Origin of the sequence: Pseudomonas sp. BIGb0176, assembly GCF_024810175.1 — a bacterium.
In the GTDB taxonomy this organism is placed as follows: Bacteria; Pseudomonadota; Gammaproteobacteria; order Pseudomonadales; family Pseudomonadaceae; genus Aquipseudomonas; species Aquipseudomonas protegens.
Window position 1 is genome coordinate 446672 of record NZ_JANUEC010000003.1, and the last position, 14194, is coordinate 460865.

The following is a 14194-nucleotide window of genomic DNA, read 5'->3' on the forward strand; positions in this document are numbered from 1 at the left end:
AACGGAGGAAGGGCTTACTGCACTTCTACCGCCAGGCTGTCACTGATCTTCTTCTGCCAGATGGCGGGACCTGTGATGTGCACCGACTCGCCCTTGCTGTCGACGGCGACGGTCACCGGCATGTCCTTGACCTCGAATTCGTAGATCGCTTCCATGCCCAGTTCGGCAAAGGCCAGGACCTTGGACTTCTTGATCGCCTGGGCTACCAGGTAGGCAGCACCGCCGACGGCCATCAGGTACACGGCCTTGTTGTCCTTGATCGCTTCGATCGCGGTCGGGCCGCGCTCGGACTTGCCGATCATGCCCAGCAGGCCGGTCTGCTCGAGGATCTGGCGGGTGAACTTGTCCATCCGCGTGGCGGTGGTCGGGCCAGCCGGGCCGACCACTTCGTCACCGACCGGATCGACCGGGCCGACGTAGTAGATGAAGCGACCCTTGAGGTCCACCGGCAGGGTTTCGCCTTTGTTCAGCATCTCGACCATGCGTTTGTGCGCAGCGTCGCGGCCGGTGAGCATCTTGCCGTTGAGCAGTACGGTTTCGCCCGGCTTCCAGCTTTGCACTTCTTCCGGGGTCAGGGTGTCGAGGTTGACCCGACGGGCCGACGGGCCGGCTTCCCAGACGATTTCCGGGTAGGCGTCCAGCGGTGGCGCTTCCAGGCTCGCCGGGCCGGAGCCATCCAGTACGAAGTGCGCGTGACGGGTGGCGGCGCAGTTGGGGATCATGCACACCGGCAGGGAAGCGGCGTGGGTCGGGTAGTCCATGATCTTCACGTCGAGCACGGTGGTCAGGCCACCGAGGCCCTGGGCGCCGATGCCCAGCTGGTTGACCTTCTCGAACAGCTCCAGGCGGATCTCTTCGATGCGGTTCTGCGGGCCACGGGCCTTGAGCTCGTGGATGTCGATGGATTCCATCAACACTTCCTTGGCCATCACTGCCGCTTTCTCGGCGGTGCCGCCGATACCGATGCCTAGCATGCCCGGTGGGCACCAGCCGGCGCCCATGGTCGGAACAGTCTTGAGTACCCAGTCGACGATCGAGTCGGACGGGTTGAGCATGGCCATCTTCGATTTGTTCTCGGAGCCGCCGCCCTTGGCCGCCACGTCCACTTCCACGGTGTTGCCCGGGACGATGGAGTAGTGGATCACCGCGGGGGTGTTGTCCTTGGTGTTTTTCCTGCTACCTGCCGGGTCGGCCAGGATGGAGGCGCGCAGGACGTTTTCCGGCAGGTTGTAGGCGCGACGCACGCCCTCGTTGATCATGTCGTCCAGGCTCATGGTGGCGCCGTCCCAGCGCACGTCCATGCCCACGCGCACGAATACCGTGACGATGCCGGTGTCCTGGCAGATCGGCCGGTGGCCGGTGGCACACATGCGCGAGTTGATCAGGATCTGCGCTATGGAATCACGGGCAGCCGGCGATTCTTCCCGCAGGTAGGCCTCGTGCATCGCCTGGATGAAGTCCACGGGGTGGTAGTAGGAAATGAACTGCAGGGCGTCGGCAACGCTCTGAATCAGGTCGTCTTGCTTGATCACGGTCATGAGTCGCGCTCCTCTAAAAGACGGGAACATTTAATAAGGTGCCTGCACTTGGGTGCATCGGTCGGATGCAGGCACCTTCTAAGGCACGCCGGACAGACAACTGGCGCGACGCTAAAAAGGCGCGGCAGTATACCTCGCCTGGGGGTTGGGTACACCCGCCGGCCGGGCCAACCAAAGTCGCCCATCGGATGGGCACTGTTCTTGCCTGAGTCGGCGCTGAAACCTGGTGACGGGGTTTTAAATTTGAATAGTCATTTGCCGGGCTCAGCACTAAAGTGGCAAGTGGCCTGCAGGGTAGGAAACTCTTTAAGCCTCCTTTCTCACGGTGAGTCAACGATTGACCCATAAAGCCATCCAGAGCCTGTTATTCAAGCGCTTCGCCATTGCCGCGGGCACTTACGCACTGATCCTGCTGCTGTTCTGGCTGGCCGTCGTCACGGGGCATTCCCGTGCTTCGAGCGGCAGCGCGCTGCTGGGCACTGGCCTGGTGCTGGCCAGCCAGGCGCTGCTGTGCTGGGTGTTCGTCAGCGGACGCAACCTGCAGTTCGCCGACCCCAGCCTGACCGAAGTCCAGGTGGTGCTGGGCATCGCCTGGCAGACCTGGCTGATGGCCCATCTGGATCAGGCCCGCGGGGTGTTCCTGGTGTTCTACCTGCTGCCGTTGCTGTTCGGCCTGTTTCACCTCTCCCGCCGGGCCTATCTGCGCAGCGCGGCGCTGATCTTCTTCTGCTTTGCCGGGGTCAACCTGTGGGACGGCTATCGCCTGCTCCTCGGTGATCCGCAACTGGCCGCGCTGCAGGTCTGCGTGCTGCTGGTGATGCTGGTGTGGATGTGCCTGTATGCCGCCTATGTCCAGGCTTCGCGCTCACGCATGCGCCAGCGGCGCTTTGCCTTGCAGGCCCATCAGGACACGCTGCGAGGCATGATGCGACAGCTGGAGGACCTGGTAGCCACCGATGAACTGACGGGCCTGTTCAACCGCCGGCACTTCCTGCGCATTGCCAGCCGCGAGCTGCAAGCCATGGATCAGGAGCAGGTGCATGGGCTGGCGCTGATCGACCTGGACCATTTCAAGCGCATCAACGATCTCCACGGCCATGCTGCCGGCGACCAGGTACTGCAGGCCTTCGCCGCGGTGGCCACGGCTTGCCTGCGCGATGGCGACGTATTGGCCCGTTACGGTGGCGAGGAATTCGTGGTACTGCTGCCCGAGTGTGACGCCGAGCGCCTGACCTCCTGCTGCGAGCGTTTGCGCCTGGCGTTCACCGAAGTGCAACTGGTGGGCCTTAACGTACGAGACCTGAGCCTGTCGGCGGGGATGACCCTGCTGCGGGCCGGCGACGATCTGGACCATGCCCTGCAACGCGCCGATCAGGCGCTGTATCGGGCCAAGCGCGACGGTCGCAATCGTTGCTCTGCGGCCTGGGAAAACCTCGATGCCTGAATTGACCGTTGGCAACCGGTGCTGGCCGGTGGCGCCTGGAAGCAACCTGCTGGATGCCCTGAATCAGGCTGGCGTGACGGTGCCCTACAGTTGCCGCGCCGGTAGTTGCCATGCCTGCCTGGTGCATTGTGTCCAGGGCTTGCCCAGCGATAGCCGGCCAGATGCCTTGAGCGACGAACAGCGCCGGCTCGGCTGGCGCCTGGCTTGCCAGTGCCAGGTGGTGGAGGACCTGCACGTCGAGACCTTCGACCCTGTGCGTGATGGCCTGCCTGCGACGGTGAGCGGCCTGGACTGGTTGTCGAGCTCGGTCCTGCGCCTGCGCCTGCAGCCGCAGCGGCCCTTGCGTTACCGCGCCGGCCAGCATCTGGTGCTGTGGGCCGCCGGCCAGATCGCCCGGCCTTATTCCCTGGCCAGCCTGCCGGAAGACGACCGCTTTCTGGAGTTCCACCTGGATTGCCGGCATCCGGGCCAGTTCAGCGATGCGGCGCGCCAGTTGCAATTGGGCGACCCGATGCGCCTGGGGGAGTTGCGGGGCGGCGCCTTGCACTACGATCCGGACTGGCAGCAGCGCCCACTCTGGCTACTGGCCGCGGGAACCGGCCTGGCGCCGCTGTTCGGCATACTGCGCGAGGCCTTGCGCCAGGATCACCAGGGCCCTATCCGTATCATTCACCTGGCCCATGACAGCAGTGAGCATTACCTGGCCAAACCCCTGGCGGCCCTGGCGGCGAACCGGGCCCAGCTGTCCGTCGAGCTGTGGACCGGGGCCGAGCTGACAGCCGCTTTGGCGCAACTGCGGCTTGTTTCCCGGCAAACCCAGGCCTTACTCTGCGGTCACCCTGACAGTGTCGAAGCCTTCGCCCGGCGCCTGTACCTGGCGGGGCTGCCGCGCAATCAACTGCTGGCCGATGTGTTCCTGCCCCGCGGTTGAGCGCTGATTCTTCCAGAGCGAGATCCCCATGACCGATGCCATCGAGTTGCAACGTGAGGGCGGGCTGCTGACCCTGCGCCTGAACCGTCCCGACAAGAAAAACGCCTTGACCCGCGCCATGTACGCTCGCCTGGCCGACGCCCTGAGCGAGGCCGATGGCGATCCCGAGATCAACGCCGTGATGATCTGCGGCAGCAGCGAATGCTTTACCGCCGGCAATGACATCGCCGACTTCCTCCAGCAACCGCCCCGGGACCTCGACAGCCCGGTGTTTCGCTTCATGCGCAGCCTTGTGCAATGTCGCAAGCCGGTGGTGGCCGCAGTGGCCGGCGCGGCAGTAGGCATCGGCACCACGATGCTGCTGCATTGCGATCTGGTCTATGTCAGTCGCGATGCACGGCTGCGCATGCCGTTCGTCAACCTGGGGCTGTGCCCGGAATTTGGTTCGAGCCTGATCCTGCCGCGCTTGCTGGGGCAGGCCAAGGCGGCGGAGTTGCTGTTGCTGGGCGAAGGCTTCAGTGGCGAACAGGCCGCCGCCTGGGGGATTGCCAGCGCCGCCCTGGGGGATGGTGTGGCCACCTTGGCCAAGGCCCGGGAGGCGGCCTTGCGTTTCAGCCAGTTGGCGCCCGAAGCGGTGCAGGTGAGCAAGCGCCTGATGAAGGCGCCGGGCCGCGAGCAACTGCGCCAGGTCATTGAGCAAGAGGGCGTGGAATTCACCCGGCGCCTGCAGTCCCCGGAAGCCATCGCCGCGTTGTCCGGGTTTCTCAGCAAGGGCTGAGACCCTGGAAAGCGGTTTCACGCGGGCATGAAAAAGCCCCGGTGTTTTCGGCACCGGGGCTTTTTGTTCAGCAAGGCGAAGACTCAGACCATCGGGTCGCCCACGTGCAGGATCTTCATGCCGTTGGTGCCGCCGGTGGTGTGGTAGCTGTCGCCCTTGGTGAGAATCACCCAGTCGCCTTTCTCTACGACACCGCGCTTGAGCAGCTCATCGATCGCTGCCTGGCTGACCTGCTCGGGCGGCAGGGAAGCCGGGTCGAACGGGATGGTGTAGACGCCACGGAACATGGCTGCGCGAGCCTGGGTTTCGCGGTGCGGGGAGTAGGCGTAGATCGGCACCGAGGAGCGAATGCGCGACATGATCAGCGGGGTGTAGCCACTTTCGGTCAGGGCGATGATCGCCTTCACGCCCGGGAAGTGGTTGGCGGTGTACATGGCAGCCAGGGCGATGCTCTGGTCGCAGCTTTCGAACACCTTGCCCATGCGGTGGCTGGAGGTCTTGCTGGTGGGGTGCTTTTCCGCACCGACGCAGATCCGCGCCATGGCCTGCACCGCTTCCAGCGGGTAGGCACCGGCGGCGCTTTCCGCCGAGAGCATCACCGCATCGGTGTAGTCGAGCACGGCGTTGGCCACGTCGGACACTTCGGCGCGGGTCGGCATCGGGTTCTGGATCATCGACTCCATCATCTGGGTCGCAACGATCACCGCCTTGTTGTGGCGACGGGCGTGCAGAATGATTTTCTTCTGGATGCCCACCAGCTCGGCGTCGCCGATTTCCACGCCCAGGTCGCCACGGGCAACCATGACCGCGTCGCTGGCCTTGATCAGGCCGTCGAGGGTTTCGTCGTCGGCCACCGCTTCGGCGCGTTCGATCTTCGCTACCAGCCAGGCAGTACCACCGGCTTCGTCACGCAGCTTGCGCGCGTATTCCATGTCGGCGGCGTCCCGTGGGAAGGACACGGCCAGGTAATCGACTTCCATCTCGGCCGCGAGCTTGATATCGGCCTTGTCTTTCTCGGTCAGGGCCGGAGCGGTCAGGCCACCACCACGACGGTTGATGCCCTTGTGGTCGGACAGCGGGCCGCCGATGGTCACCACGCAATGCAATTCGGTGGCGGTGGCGGTTTCCACACGCATCACCACGCGGCCGTCGTCCAGCAGCAGCTCGTCGCCCACACCGCAGTCCTTGACCAGATCCGGGTAGTCGATGCCGACGATATCCTGGGTGCCTTCGGTCAGCGGATGGCTGGTGGAGAAGGTGAACTTGTCACCGATCTTCAGCTCGATGCGCTTGTTGGCGAATTTGGCGATGCGGATCTTCGGGCCCTGCAGGTCGCCGAGGATGGCCACGAAGCGGCCGTGCTTGGCTGCCAGGTCGCGGACCAGTTTGGCGCGAGCCTTGTGCTCGTCCGGAGTGCCGTGGGAGAAGTTCAGACGGGCAACATCCAGGCCCGCGAGAATCAGCTGTTCGAGAACTTCCGGCGAGTTACTGGCCGGGCCAAGGGTGGCAACGATTTTGGTACGACGAACGGACATGCACGGACTCCTGAGTTCAAGCGCAACGAGAGGCTACTATGCTCCGAAGTTGTAGTCATTGTTCGTTTGCACTACTTATTGCTTTGTTTGTTTACCGCAACAACCTTGAAGATTTTTGCCGATGAGTCGATACACTGCACAAGACAGGAGATACCCCATGCGATTCGTACTCATTGCTGCCCTGGCCGTCAGTGTTGTCGGCTGTACCCGCTGGTCCATGGACCATCATTTGAATAACGCCTACCGCGCTTATGACCGCGGCAACTGCGAGAGCGTGATGCTCGAGTTGAGCCAGGTCGACCGTGACAGCCGTGCCCGTCGCTATATCCAGCCGGAAGTGTCGATGCTGCGCGGGCAATGCCTGGAGCGCCAGAAGTTGTTCGTCGATGCCGCGCAGACCTACCAGTTCATCATTACCCAGTACCCCACCAGCGAGTACGCGTTTCGCGCCCGGGCTCGCCTGGATACCCTGCAACAGTTGGGGCACTACCCGGCAAATGGCGCCGCTCAAGTTCGTCGCACGGCGTTGTAAAAGAGATTCACTAGGGGGCGGTGTAATTGCCCCTCGTGCTTGAGCTAACATCTGCACAGGCTGTTCGAAAACTGCCCCGGCCCGGCTGGTGGCAGTGGCGTTGGAATCCTTCTGGCAGTCTTCCTCGCGCATCGAATCCGGGAGGGCGGGCCGATATCAGGGCCTGTTCCGAAGCACTAGTGCGGTCATGCTTAATGACCTTTCATAGCGATACCCAGCATGTTCATGGAACCTCGGATCGAGCGGCACCAACTGCCGTCCTTTTTAAAAGTATTCAATCGTTTCACCGACAAGCCGGTGGGTTTCCTTGGCAACCTGTCGGCCGACGGGCTGATGCTGATCAGCCAGTTGCCGATGCTGATCGGTGCTGAATTCGACTTGCGGGTGAAAGTCCCCGGCGGTGACGGCCAGGTGCAGTTCATCGACTTCAGTGCCTGCTGCCTCTGGTGCCATGAGGACCTGACGCCGCACCACTACGACAGCGGTTTCAGCCTGTTGCGGGCCGGTGCGGAGTTTGTCGAGCTGGAGCAGGCGTTGCGTCATTACTTCAGCTTTCACCCGTTGCAGACCTCGGCCTGAGGCGCTCGGCAGCAGCTACAGGCTGCCGGCTTTCTTCCAGCTCAGATAGCGGCTGACCAGTTCGGCCCCCAGTTCTCCCGGGCGGGCGTCGAGCAGGGCGACGCCGTGGGCGCTCAGGCGTTCGTGCAGCTCGGCGCGGCTGTTCAGGTAGTTCACCGTCGCGCTGTAGGCCAGGGCTTCGGGCAGGGTTTGCACCGGGCTCTGGCGCAACTGGTCGAGCACCTCTTCGCGCAGGCTGGCCACCAGCACCCGATGCTGGCGGCCGATTCGCTTGACCGCCGTCAGCAGTTCCTGGTCATCCTCGTCCCGCAGGTTGGTAATCAGCACCACCAGTGCCCGGCGTTTCTGCCGGGCCAGCAGCTCGCTGGCGGCGGCCTGGTAATCGGCGGGGCGCTGACTGGTGTCCAGGTCGTAGACGCCATTGAGCAGCACGCTCAACTGGGCCGAGCCCTTGACCGGTGCAAGGTAGCGCGAGCGTTCCCCGGCAAAGCTGTACAGGCCCACCGCATCGCCCTGGCGCAGGGCGACATAGCTCAGCAGCAGGCAGGCGTTGAGGGCGTGGTCGAAGTGCGCCAGCTCGCCATCCTGGCTGCGCATGCGGCGCCCGCAGTCGAGCATGAAGATGATCTGCTGGTCGCGTTCGTCCTGGTACTCCCGGACGATGGGCGCGCGTTGGCGGGCCGTGGCCTTCCAATCGATCTGCCGCAGGCTGTCGCCTTCGCGAAACTCCCGCAGTTGGTTGAACTCCAGGCCCAGGCCGCGGCGTTGCCGCTGGCGCACACCGAGTTGGCTGAGCCAGTTGTCCACCGCCAGCAATTGCGCGCCGTAGAGCCGGGCGAAGTCCGGGTAGACCCGGGTGCTGTCGTGCACCTTGAGCAGGCGCCTGGCGCTCCATAATCCGAGAGGGCTGGGCAGGCTGACTTCGCACTGGTCGAAATTGAAGTGGCCGCGCTGCAGTGGGCGCACGTTATAGCCGATCCGGCTGACCTGCCCCGGCTCCAAGCGCGTGGACTGCGGCAGGTGCTCGAAGCCCAGGCCCTGGGGCGGGTGGTCGAACAGCTGCACATCCAGTGGTTGCCGGTAGTCGTGCAGGATCTCCAGTTGCACTTCGCTCCAGCGGCCCAGGGGCAGGCTGCCGGGTAGCTGGCGCTGGATCTGCGGCGAGGCCACGCGCAGCAGGCGCAGGGCGTCCAGCAATGCCAGCAGCAACAACGCCAGCAGCAGGCCCCAGGCAATCGAGTCCAGGCGCGGCAGGGCCTCGCTGCCCAGGGCGCGGGCGGCGCCGAGCAGGGTGTACAGGCCGGTCAAAGTACCCAGCCAGATCAACAGCAGACGGGTCGGCTTCATTGGCGTGGGCGGCTCACAGGCGCGGTGCCGGAATCTGTTCGAGCATCTGCTTGAGCACCTGTTCCACCGACAGGCCTTCGATGTCCAGCTCCGGGGCGACCCGTACTCGATGCCGCAGCACGGCCATGGCGCAGCCCTTTATGTCATCGGGAATCACGAATTCGCCGCCACGCAGCAGGGCCCGGGCACGAGCGCCGCGTACCAGGGCAATGGAGGCGCGGGGGCCGGCGCCCAGGGTCAGGCCTGGCCAACTGCGGGTGGCCCGGGCCAGGCGCACGGCATAATCGAGCACCTGCTCGTCCAGGGGCAGTTCGCTGGCGATGCGCTGCAGGGCCAGTACGTCCTTGGCCTGGAGTACGGTGCGCAGAGGCTGTACGTCGAGCATGTCGGCGCGGGTCGAGCGCGTCACCTGGCGGACCATGGTCAGTTCTTGTTCGGCATCCGGGTAGTCCATGCGCAGCTTGAGCATGAAGCGATCCAGCTCGGCCTCCGGCAGCGGGTAGGTGCCTTCCTGTTCGATGGGGTTCTGGGTAGCCAGGACCATGAACGGCTGGGCGATGGGCAGCGCTCGGCCTTCGAGGGTGACCTGACGTTCCTGCATGGCTTCCAGCAGGGCGGCCTGGGTCTTGGCCGGCGCGCGGTTGATCTCGTCCGCCAGCAGCAGGTTGGTGAACAGCGGGCCCTTGCGCAGCTTGAACTGCTCGGTCTGCAGGTCGTATACCGCATGCCCGGTGACGTCGCTGGGCATCAGGTCGGGGGTGAACTGGATGCGCGCGAACTCGCCGCCAAAGCAGCGGGCCAGGGCTCGTACCAGCAGGGTCTTGCCGAGCCCGGGTACGCCTTCGAGCAGCACATGGCCGCCAGCGATCAGGGCGGTCAGCACATCATCGATGACCGCTTCCTGGCCGATCACCGCCTTCTGCAGTTCCAGGCGCACCGCCTGAGCCAGCTGGCTGGCCCGCTGGCGCTGCTGGGCAGCATGGACCTGAGGCTGTGGAGCCTCGGAAGGCTCGGGGAATTCGATCGGTTGTTCGCTCATAGGGCATTCCTGAGAGTTTGCAGGCGGGCGACCTGGTGGCTGAAATCAACGCTGGAAAGGCGCTGCCCGGACAAGGGTTGCAGGGCCTGTCGAATGGCCTCGACAGGTTGTTGGCTGAGCAGGGCCAGCACGTCCCACTGGGCCTCGGCCGGCAATTGCTCGAAGCCCGGGTGGCGGCGCCGCGCACGGCGCCGGATATCCAGTTGCAAGGCCTGCAGCAACGCACCCTGGCCGGCATGGCGCAGCAGGAAGTCGGCACTGGCCCGCAGGTGTTCACGCAGTTGGCGCCGCGCCTTGGGGGCTGGAGCCAGCAACGGCCCGTGGCGCATGCCGGCCTGCCAGAGCCACAGGCCGAGCAGCAGGGCCAGGGCTACCAGCGCCTGGGGGAAATAGCGCCAGAGCAACTGCCAGAGGTCCGGGTGATCGGTATTGAACAGCAGCGTCACGGCGCTATCGGTATTGAGGTACCACAGCAGCCAGGCGTTGTCGTACAGGCCGATGGCCGGGGCTTTCCAGATATCGGCATCGGTGAGCACGATGACCGCGCCCTTGCCGTATTCAAGCTGGATCATGTGGGTCGCCGCGCCGCTGTTGGCCCAGGATTGCGCCAGGCTTTGCGGGTCGTCCAGGTGGAAGTCGGTGTCGAAACTGATGTAGGCCGGAGCCTGTTCGTCTTCCAGGTAGACCTTGGTCAGCTTCGGATAGGCATCGTCGGCTTCCGGCTCCGGTGGCTCGTCAAGGTCCTGGCTGAGCTGCTGGTGGATCTGCACCCGGTCCAGCAGCAGGTCGCCGCTCTTCTGGCTGTCCTCGTCCCACAGGGCCTCGGCGACGAAGAGCAGGCGGCCGCCGGCGCGGGCCCACTCCAGGAGCTGGTCGACCTGGGGCGGGCTCATGTTCGAGCGCTCCCCCAGCAGCAACAGGCTGTTGCCGGCCGGGGGCAAGCTGGCCAGGACGTCCAGGCTATTGGCGTGTTGCACCTTGAGGCCACGTTCGCGCAGGAACATCTCGGCTGCCAGGTAGGGGTTGGCCCGGGCCTCGGGGGAGGGGCCGTGATCGACCAATTCCTGATAGGGCGTGGCATGGCGATACAGGTAATAGCCGCCGGCCCCGAGGACCAGAGCCAGGAGCAGGACCAGGCCGCCCCACAGGTAGCGCTTCATGGCTGTGCTCCGGGGCCGAACAGGCTGCGCCAGGCGCCGCACAGTTGTGGTTGCAGGTCGGCGCCGGGTACCTGATGACCGTACGCCATGTTCTGCCAGTGGCGGGTCAGGCTGATGCTGAAAGCCTCCAATTGTGGCTGCTGCAGCGCCTTGATGCGCTCCAGCACCTGGCCTTCGGTATCGGCCACGCTGAGGGGCAGGTGGAAGTCTTCCAGCAAGCGACTGAGCAGCGCCCGGTACAGCAGGCCCAGGGCTTCCCGGGGCTGGCTGGCCCAGAGTTCAGCGGCGCGGGCGGCGACATCGGCGGGCAGGGTTTCGCTGCTGACTTCCAGGCCGAACAACTGCTGGGGCATGGCCGCGGGGCGTTTCTTGCGCGGCAGCGGACGACGGCTGACGAAGGCCTGCAGCCAATCGCGGTAGCGCCAGATCAGCCAGCCCAGAGCCGCCAGCAGCAACCCCCAGAGCAGAATCTCCAGGCCCTTGGCGACCCCGCCGAAACTGTCCTTGCCGAGGCTTTCCAGCAGGTTCTTGAGCCAGCCTGGAGGCTTGCCCTTGGCGTCCTTCTTCTGGGCTTGCTCGTCACCGAAACGGTAGCGAGTGACCGACTCCTGGTTCTTGAAGGGGGGCTTGTCCAGGATGGCCTGGATGCTGTCCCTGGAGGCCTTGCTGGTCAGCGGTTGCTGCAGCAGCCGCGGGGTCTCGGGGCCGGCCGCGGAACTGCTGGGGGCGGCGGCCCAGAGCGGTTGGGTCGGTGCCAGGAACAGCAGGCCGGCGAGCAAGAGCAGCGTGCTGGCACCGGTCAGGCGCTGGCGCAGGCGACGGAATACCAGCTCGATGTCCCAGGCCTCCAGCTCGGTGCGTCGGTTCAGGTACAGGCTGAAACCGCAGGCCACGTAGATCGGCTCCCAGATCACCAGGACCAGGGCGTAGAAGACGTTGGTCAGGTGTTCCAGCCATAGCCAGTCCTGTTGGGCGGCGATCATCAGGCTCTGCCAGCTCCAGTCCACTTCGACCTGTTGTGGCAGCAGCAGGTAGAACAGCACCATCAGGCCAATCCACAGGGCGCCTTCCAGGTGCATGCCAATCAGGGTCAGCCAGCGCGCGGCCCCGGCATTTTTCTGTAGCAGCACCGCCAGGCGTTGTTGCCGGGCGTCGGCGCTCAGGCCTTCAAGTTGTACCACCGGCAGGGTGAAGCTGCGGCTCATGCTGAAGCGGCGCCAGGTCAGGCTGGCCAGCAGTTGCGGCTTGAGCAGGCGAGGCCATTGTTTCAGCGCTTGCCCCAGGCTGGGTGTTTCGCCGAACAGGGCTTTAGACAGAATAAACAGCGGCAGGCGTTCGAAGGCCGGCTTCAGCCACCAGAACAGCAGGATCGCCAGCGACGGCGATTCCCAGAGCAGTAGGCTCAGCAGGGCGAACACTGGCAGGCTGACGATGGCCCAACTGGTCATCAGCAAGCGCCGATGACGCTGGCTCAGTAGCACGCCCAGGTCCATGGCCTCCCAGGCGCTGCGGGGGCGGATCACCACGCTGGCATCACTCAGGCGCATGGGATTCACGTCCGGCCAGGGTCAGGTAGGCCGCCACCAGGCCCCAAAGGGCACTGCCGACGCTGTATTTGACCCAGGCGGCCGGCCAGGTCATGGAGGACCAGTAGGCTTCGACAAAGGCGGCGATCAGCAAGAAGCCGATGACGCCGTAGATCAGTTGCACGCTGACGCGCGCGGCTTGCAGCAGGGCTTCGCCGCGGGTCAGGCGGCCCGGCGCGATCAACGCCCAGCCAAGTTTTAGCCCGGCGGCGCCAGACAGGGCAATGGCGCTGAGTTCAAAGGCGCCGTGGCCGATCACGAACGGCCAGAAGGTCTGGCCGAAGCCGATCTGGGTCAGGTGGCCGGCAATGGCGCCGATCATCAGGCCGTTGAAAAACAGGAAGAACACACTGCCCACGCCGAACAGCAGGCCGCTGGCAAAGGTCTGAAAGGCGATCCCGATGTTGTGCATGATGTAGTAGCCGAACATCACCCAGTCTTCGCTCGAGGCCCGTTCGGCGGCCCGCCCCAGGCGCCCGGCGGTAGGGTCGTACATGCCCTGCATCTCGCTGACTTGCTGCGGGCTCACCAGGCTGTAGATCAGATCGGGAAACAGGTACACCAGCACCCCGATGGCCAGCAGGCTGCCGAAGAACAGCAGGCTGGCCAGCAGCACCAGGCGCCACTCCTGACGCACCAGGCGGGGGAAACCGGCCAGCACGAAACTCAATAGATTGGCCCCGAAGGCGCTGCGCTGTCGGTACAGCTGCTGGTGGCCGCGCAGGGCCAGTTGTTGCAGCGGATCGATCAGGTAGCTGCTGTAGCCGCGTTCTTCGGCCAGGGCCAGGTGCTGGCACAGGCGCCGGTAGTCCTGGACGAAGCTCTGGCATTCCTCGGCTTTGGCCCGGCCATGTTCCAGACGCTCGAGCAATTGCTCGAACTGTTGCCATTGCGCCTGGTGGCGGTGTTCGAAAAGGCTTTGTTTCATGGGGTTCCCAGGAAGCCGCGGGCAATGCCATTGAGTTCGGCCGTGGCCTGGGCACTGGGTACATGCAGCGGTTGTGCGAGGATGCCGGCCAGTTCCCGGGTACGTTCGGCCGACAGCTGGCCCTGGCGCTCGGCAAAGCCGAGGATCGCCCGTTGCTCATTCAGGCTCAGGGCGAAGGGCGCGGTGCGGGGGACGGCTGGCGGCAGTTCGGGGCGTTTGACCGGCTGCTCGCGGTAGATCACCAGGGTGCCGGCGGCCAGATCGCCGAGGCGTTTGAAGGTCGGGTGCTGCAGGCAACTGATGGCGCCGAGGAAATAGCCGAAAGGCAGCATGTCGGCAAAGCGCAGCAGGTTGCGGGTCAGGGAGGCACTCCAGCCAATCGGGGTGCCGTCGTCCTGCACCACTCGCAGCCCCATCAGTTGCTTGCCGGGGGAGCGCCCCTGGTTCAGCACCTCGAACAGCACCATGTACCACCAACTGATGAGGAACAGCAGGATGGAGCCGAGGCCGACGCCGACTTCGTCGAAAAAGCCCAGGATGATGAACAGCAGGCCCAGCACCAGCCCGCGGATGCCCAGGTCGAGACTGAAGGCCAGGGTGCGCACCAGCAACCCCGCAGGCCGCAGCGGCAGGTCGATGCCCTCGGGGGTTTCGACCTGGTAGCGCGTATCCAGTGGCGGGTGCAGCGATGCGTTCCTTGGCGTTGCTGTCGTCTCAAGCATGGGTAACTTATCGGCTTGGTCTGGTAAAAAATCCAGCGCCGATGCTAGCAGTGTCTGAGGGACAAACGACATCAT

Annotated in this window: 13 protein-coding genes; 5 read left to right on the top strand and 8 right to left on the bottom strand. The window is 64.8% G+C overall.

All coding sequences use genetic code 11. The annotated features are described in order from the left end of the window. Positions 1–14: 14 nt before the first annotated feature. On the bottom strand, positions 15–1538 hold the full coding sequence (locus M2395_RS20160; protein ID WP_011063055.1) for a fumarate hydratase: 1524 nt from the start codon (positions 1536–1538) through the stop codon (positions 15–17). Positions 1539–1875: 337 nt separating this feature from the next. Here M2395_RS20160 and M2395_RS20165 point away from each other — a divergent pair, with 337 nt between their 5' ends. The 3 genes from M2395_RS20165 to M2395_RS20175 are packed head-to-tail and all read left to right on the top strand — an operon-like array spanning position 1876 to position 4691. Then, positions 1876–2982 carry a diguanylate cyclase gene (locus M2395_RS20165; RefSeq protein ID WP_019094622.1) on the top strand — a complete coding sequence of 369 codons (1107 nt, stop codon included), beginning with the start codon at positions 1876–1878 and terminating at the stop codon, positions 2980–2982. Further along, positions 2975–3913 (top strand): iron-sulfur-binding ferredoxin reductase, encoded by a 939-nt coding sequence (locus tag M2395_RS20170; protein WP_065365295.1) that lies wholly within the window; start codon positions 2975–2977, stop codon positions 3911–3913. Before M2395_RS20165 ends, M2395_RS20170 begins: the two co-directional genes overlap by 8 nt. Positions 3914–3941: 28 nt before the next feature. Continuing rightward, the gene (locus M2395_RS20175; RefSeq protein ID WP_015636786.1) at positions 3942–4691 is read left to right on the top strand and encodes an enoyl-CoA hydratase-related protein; all 750 of its coding nucleotides are present in this window, start codon (positions 3942–3944) and stop codon (positions 4689–4691) included. An 83-nt stretch (positions 4692–4774) separates the two neighbouring features. Here the strand turns inward: M2395_RS20175 and pyk are convergent, their stop codons facing one another. Further along, on the bottom strand, positions 4775–6226 hold the full coding sequence (gene pyk, locus M2395_RS20180; RefSeq protein ID WP_011063051.1) for a pyruvate kinase: 1452 nt from the start codon (positions 6224–6226) through the stop codon (positions 4775–4777). Positions 6227–6383: 157 nt separating this feature from the next. On the opposite strand from pyk, the gene M2395_RS20185 reads away from it, so the two are divergent. Together M2395_RS20185 and M2395_RS20190 are read left to right on the top strand one after the other, a co-directional pair. Beyond that, positions 6384–6758: a hypothetical protein gene (locus tag M2395_RS20185; RefSeq protein WP_011063050.1), complete on the top strand. Its 375-nt coding sequence runs from the start codon at positions 6384–6386 to the stop codon at positions 6756–6758. Positions 6759–6977: 219 nt separating this feature from the next. Next, positions 6978–7337, top strand: coding sequence for a PilZ domain-containing protein (locus M2395_RS20190; RefSeq protein WP_011063049.1), 360 nt, complete (start codon positions 6978–6980; stop codon positions 7335–7337). 15 nt (positions 7338–7352) lie between these two features. Here M2395_RS20190 and M2395_RS20195 read toward each other — a convergent pair whose 3' ends face one another. From M2395_RS20195 to M2395_RS20220, 6 genes are read right to left on the bottom strand one after another with little or no spacing between them, the layout of a single operon-like run. Beyond that, positions 7353–8684, bottom strand: coding sequence for a DUF58 domain-containing protein (locus M2395_RS20195; protein ID WP_011063048.1), 1332 nt, complete (start codon positions 8682–8684; stop codon positions 7353–7355). A 13-nt stretch (positions 8685–8697) separates the two neighbouring features. Beyond that, the gene (locus tag M2395_RS20200) at positions 8698–9723 is read right to left on the bottom strand and encodes a MoxR family ATPase (protein WP_015636785.1); all 1026 of its coding nucleotides are present in this window, start codon (positions 9721–9723) and stop codon (positions 8698–8700) included. Further along, positions 9720–10883 carry a DUF4350 domain-containing protein gene (locus tag M2395_RS20205; protein WP_123431354.1) on the bottom strand — a complete coding sequence of 388 codons (1164 nt, stop codon included), beginning with the start codon at positions 10881–10883 and terminating at the stop codon, positions 9720–9722. The genes M2395_RS20200 and M2395_RS20205 overlap by 4 nt, the downstream gene beginning before the upstream one ends. Then, complete coding sequence (locus M2395_RS20210) at positions 10880–12430, bottom strand: DUF4129 domain-containing protein (RefSeq protein WP_011063045.1); 1551 nt, start codon at positions 12428–12430, stop codon at positions 10880–10882. The genes M2395_RS20205 and M2395_RS20210 overlap by 4 nt, the downstream gene beginning before the upstream one ends. Next, positions 12417–13397: a stage II sporulation protein M gene (locus tag M2395_RS20215; RefSeq protein WP_011063044.1), complete on the bottom strand. Its 981-nt coding sequence runs from the start codon at positions 13395–13397 to the stop codon at positions 12417–12419. Before M2395_RS20215 ends, M2395_RS20210 begins: the two co-directional genes overlap by 14 nt. Beyond that, the gene (locus tag M2395_RS20220; RefSeq protein ID WP_011063043.1) at positions 13394–14119 is read right to left on the bottom strand and encodes an RDD family protein; all 726 of its coding nucleotides are present in this window, start codon (positions 14117–14119) and stop codon (positions 13394–13396) included. The genes M2395_RS20215 and M2395_RS20220 overlap by 4 nt, the downstream gene beginning before the upstream one ends. Between the last annotated feature and the right edge of the window lie 75 nt (positions 14120–14194).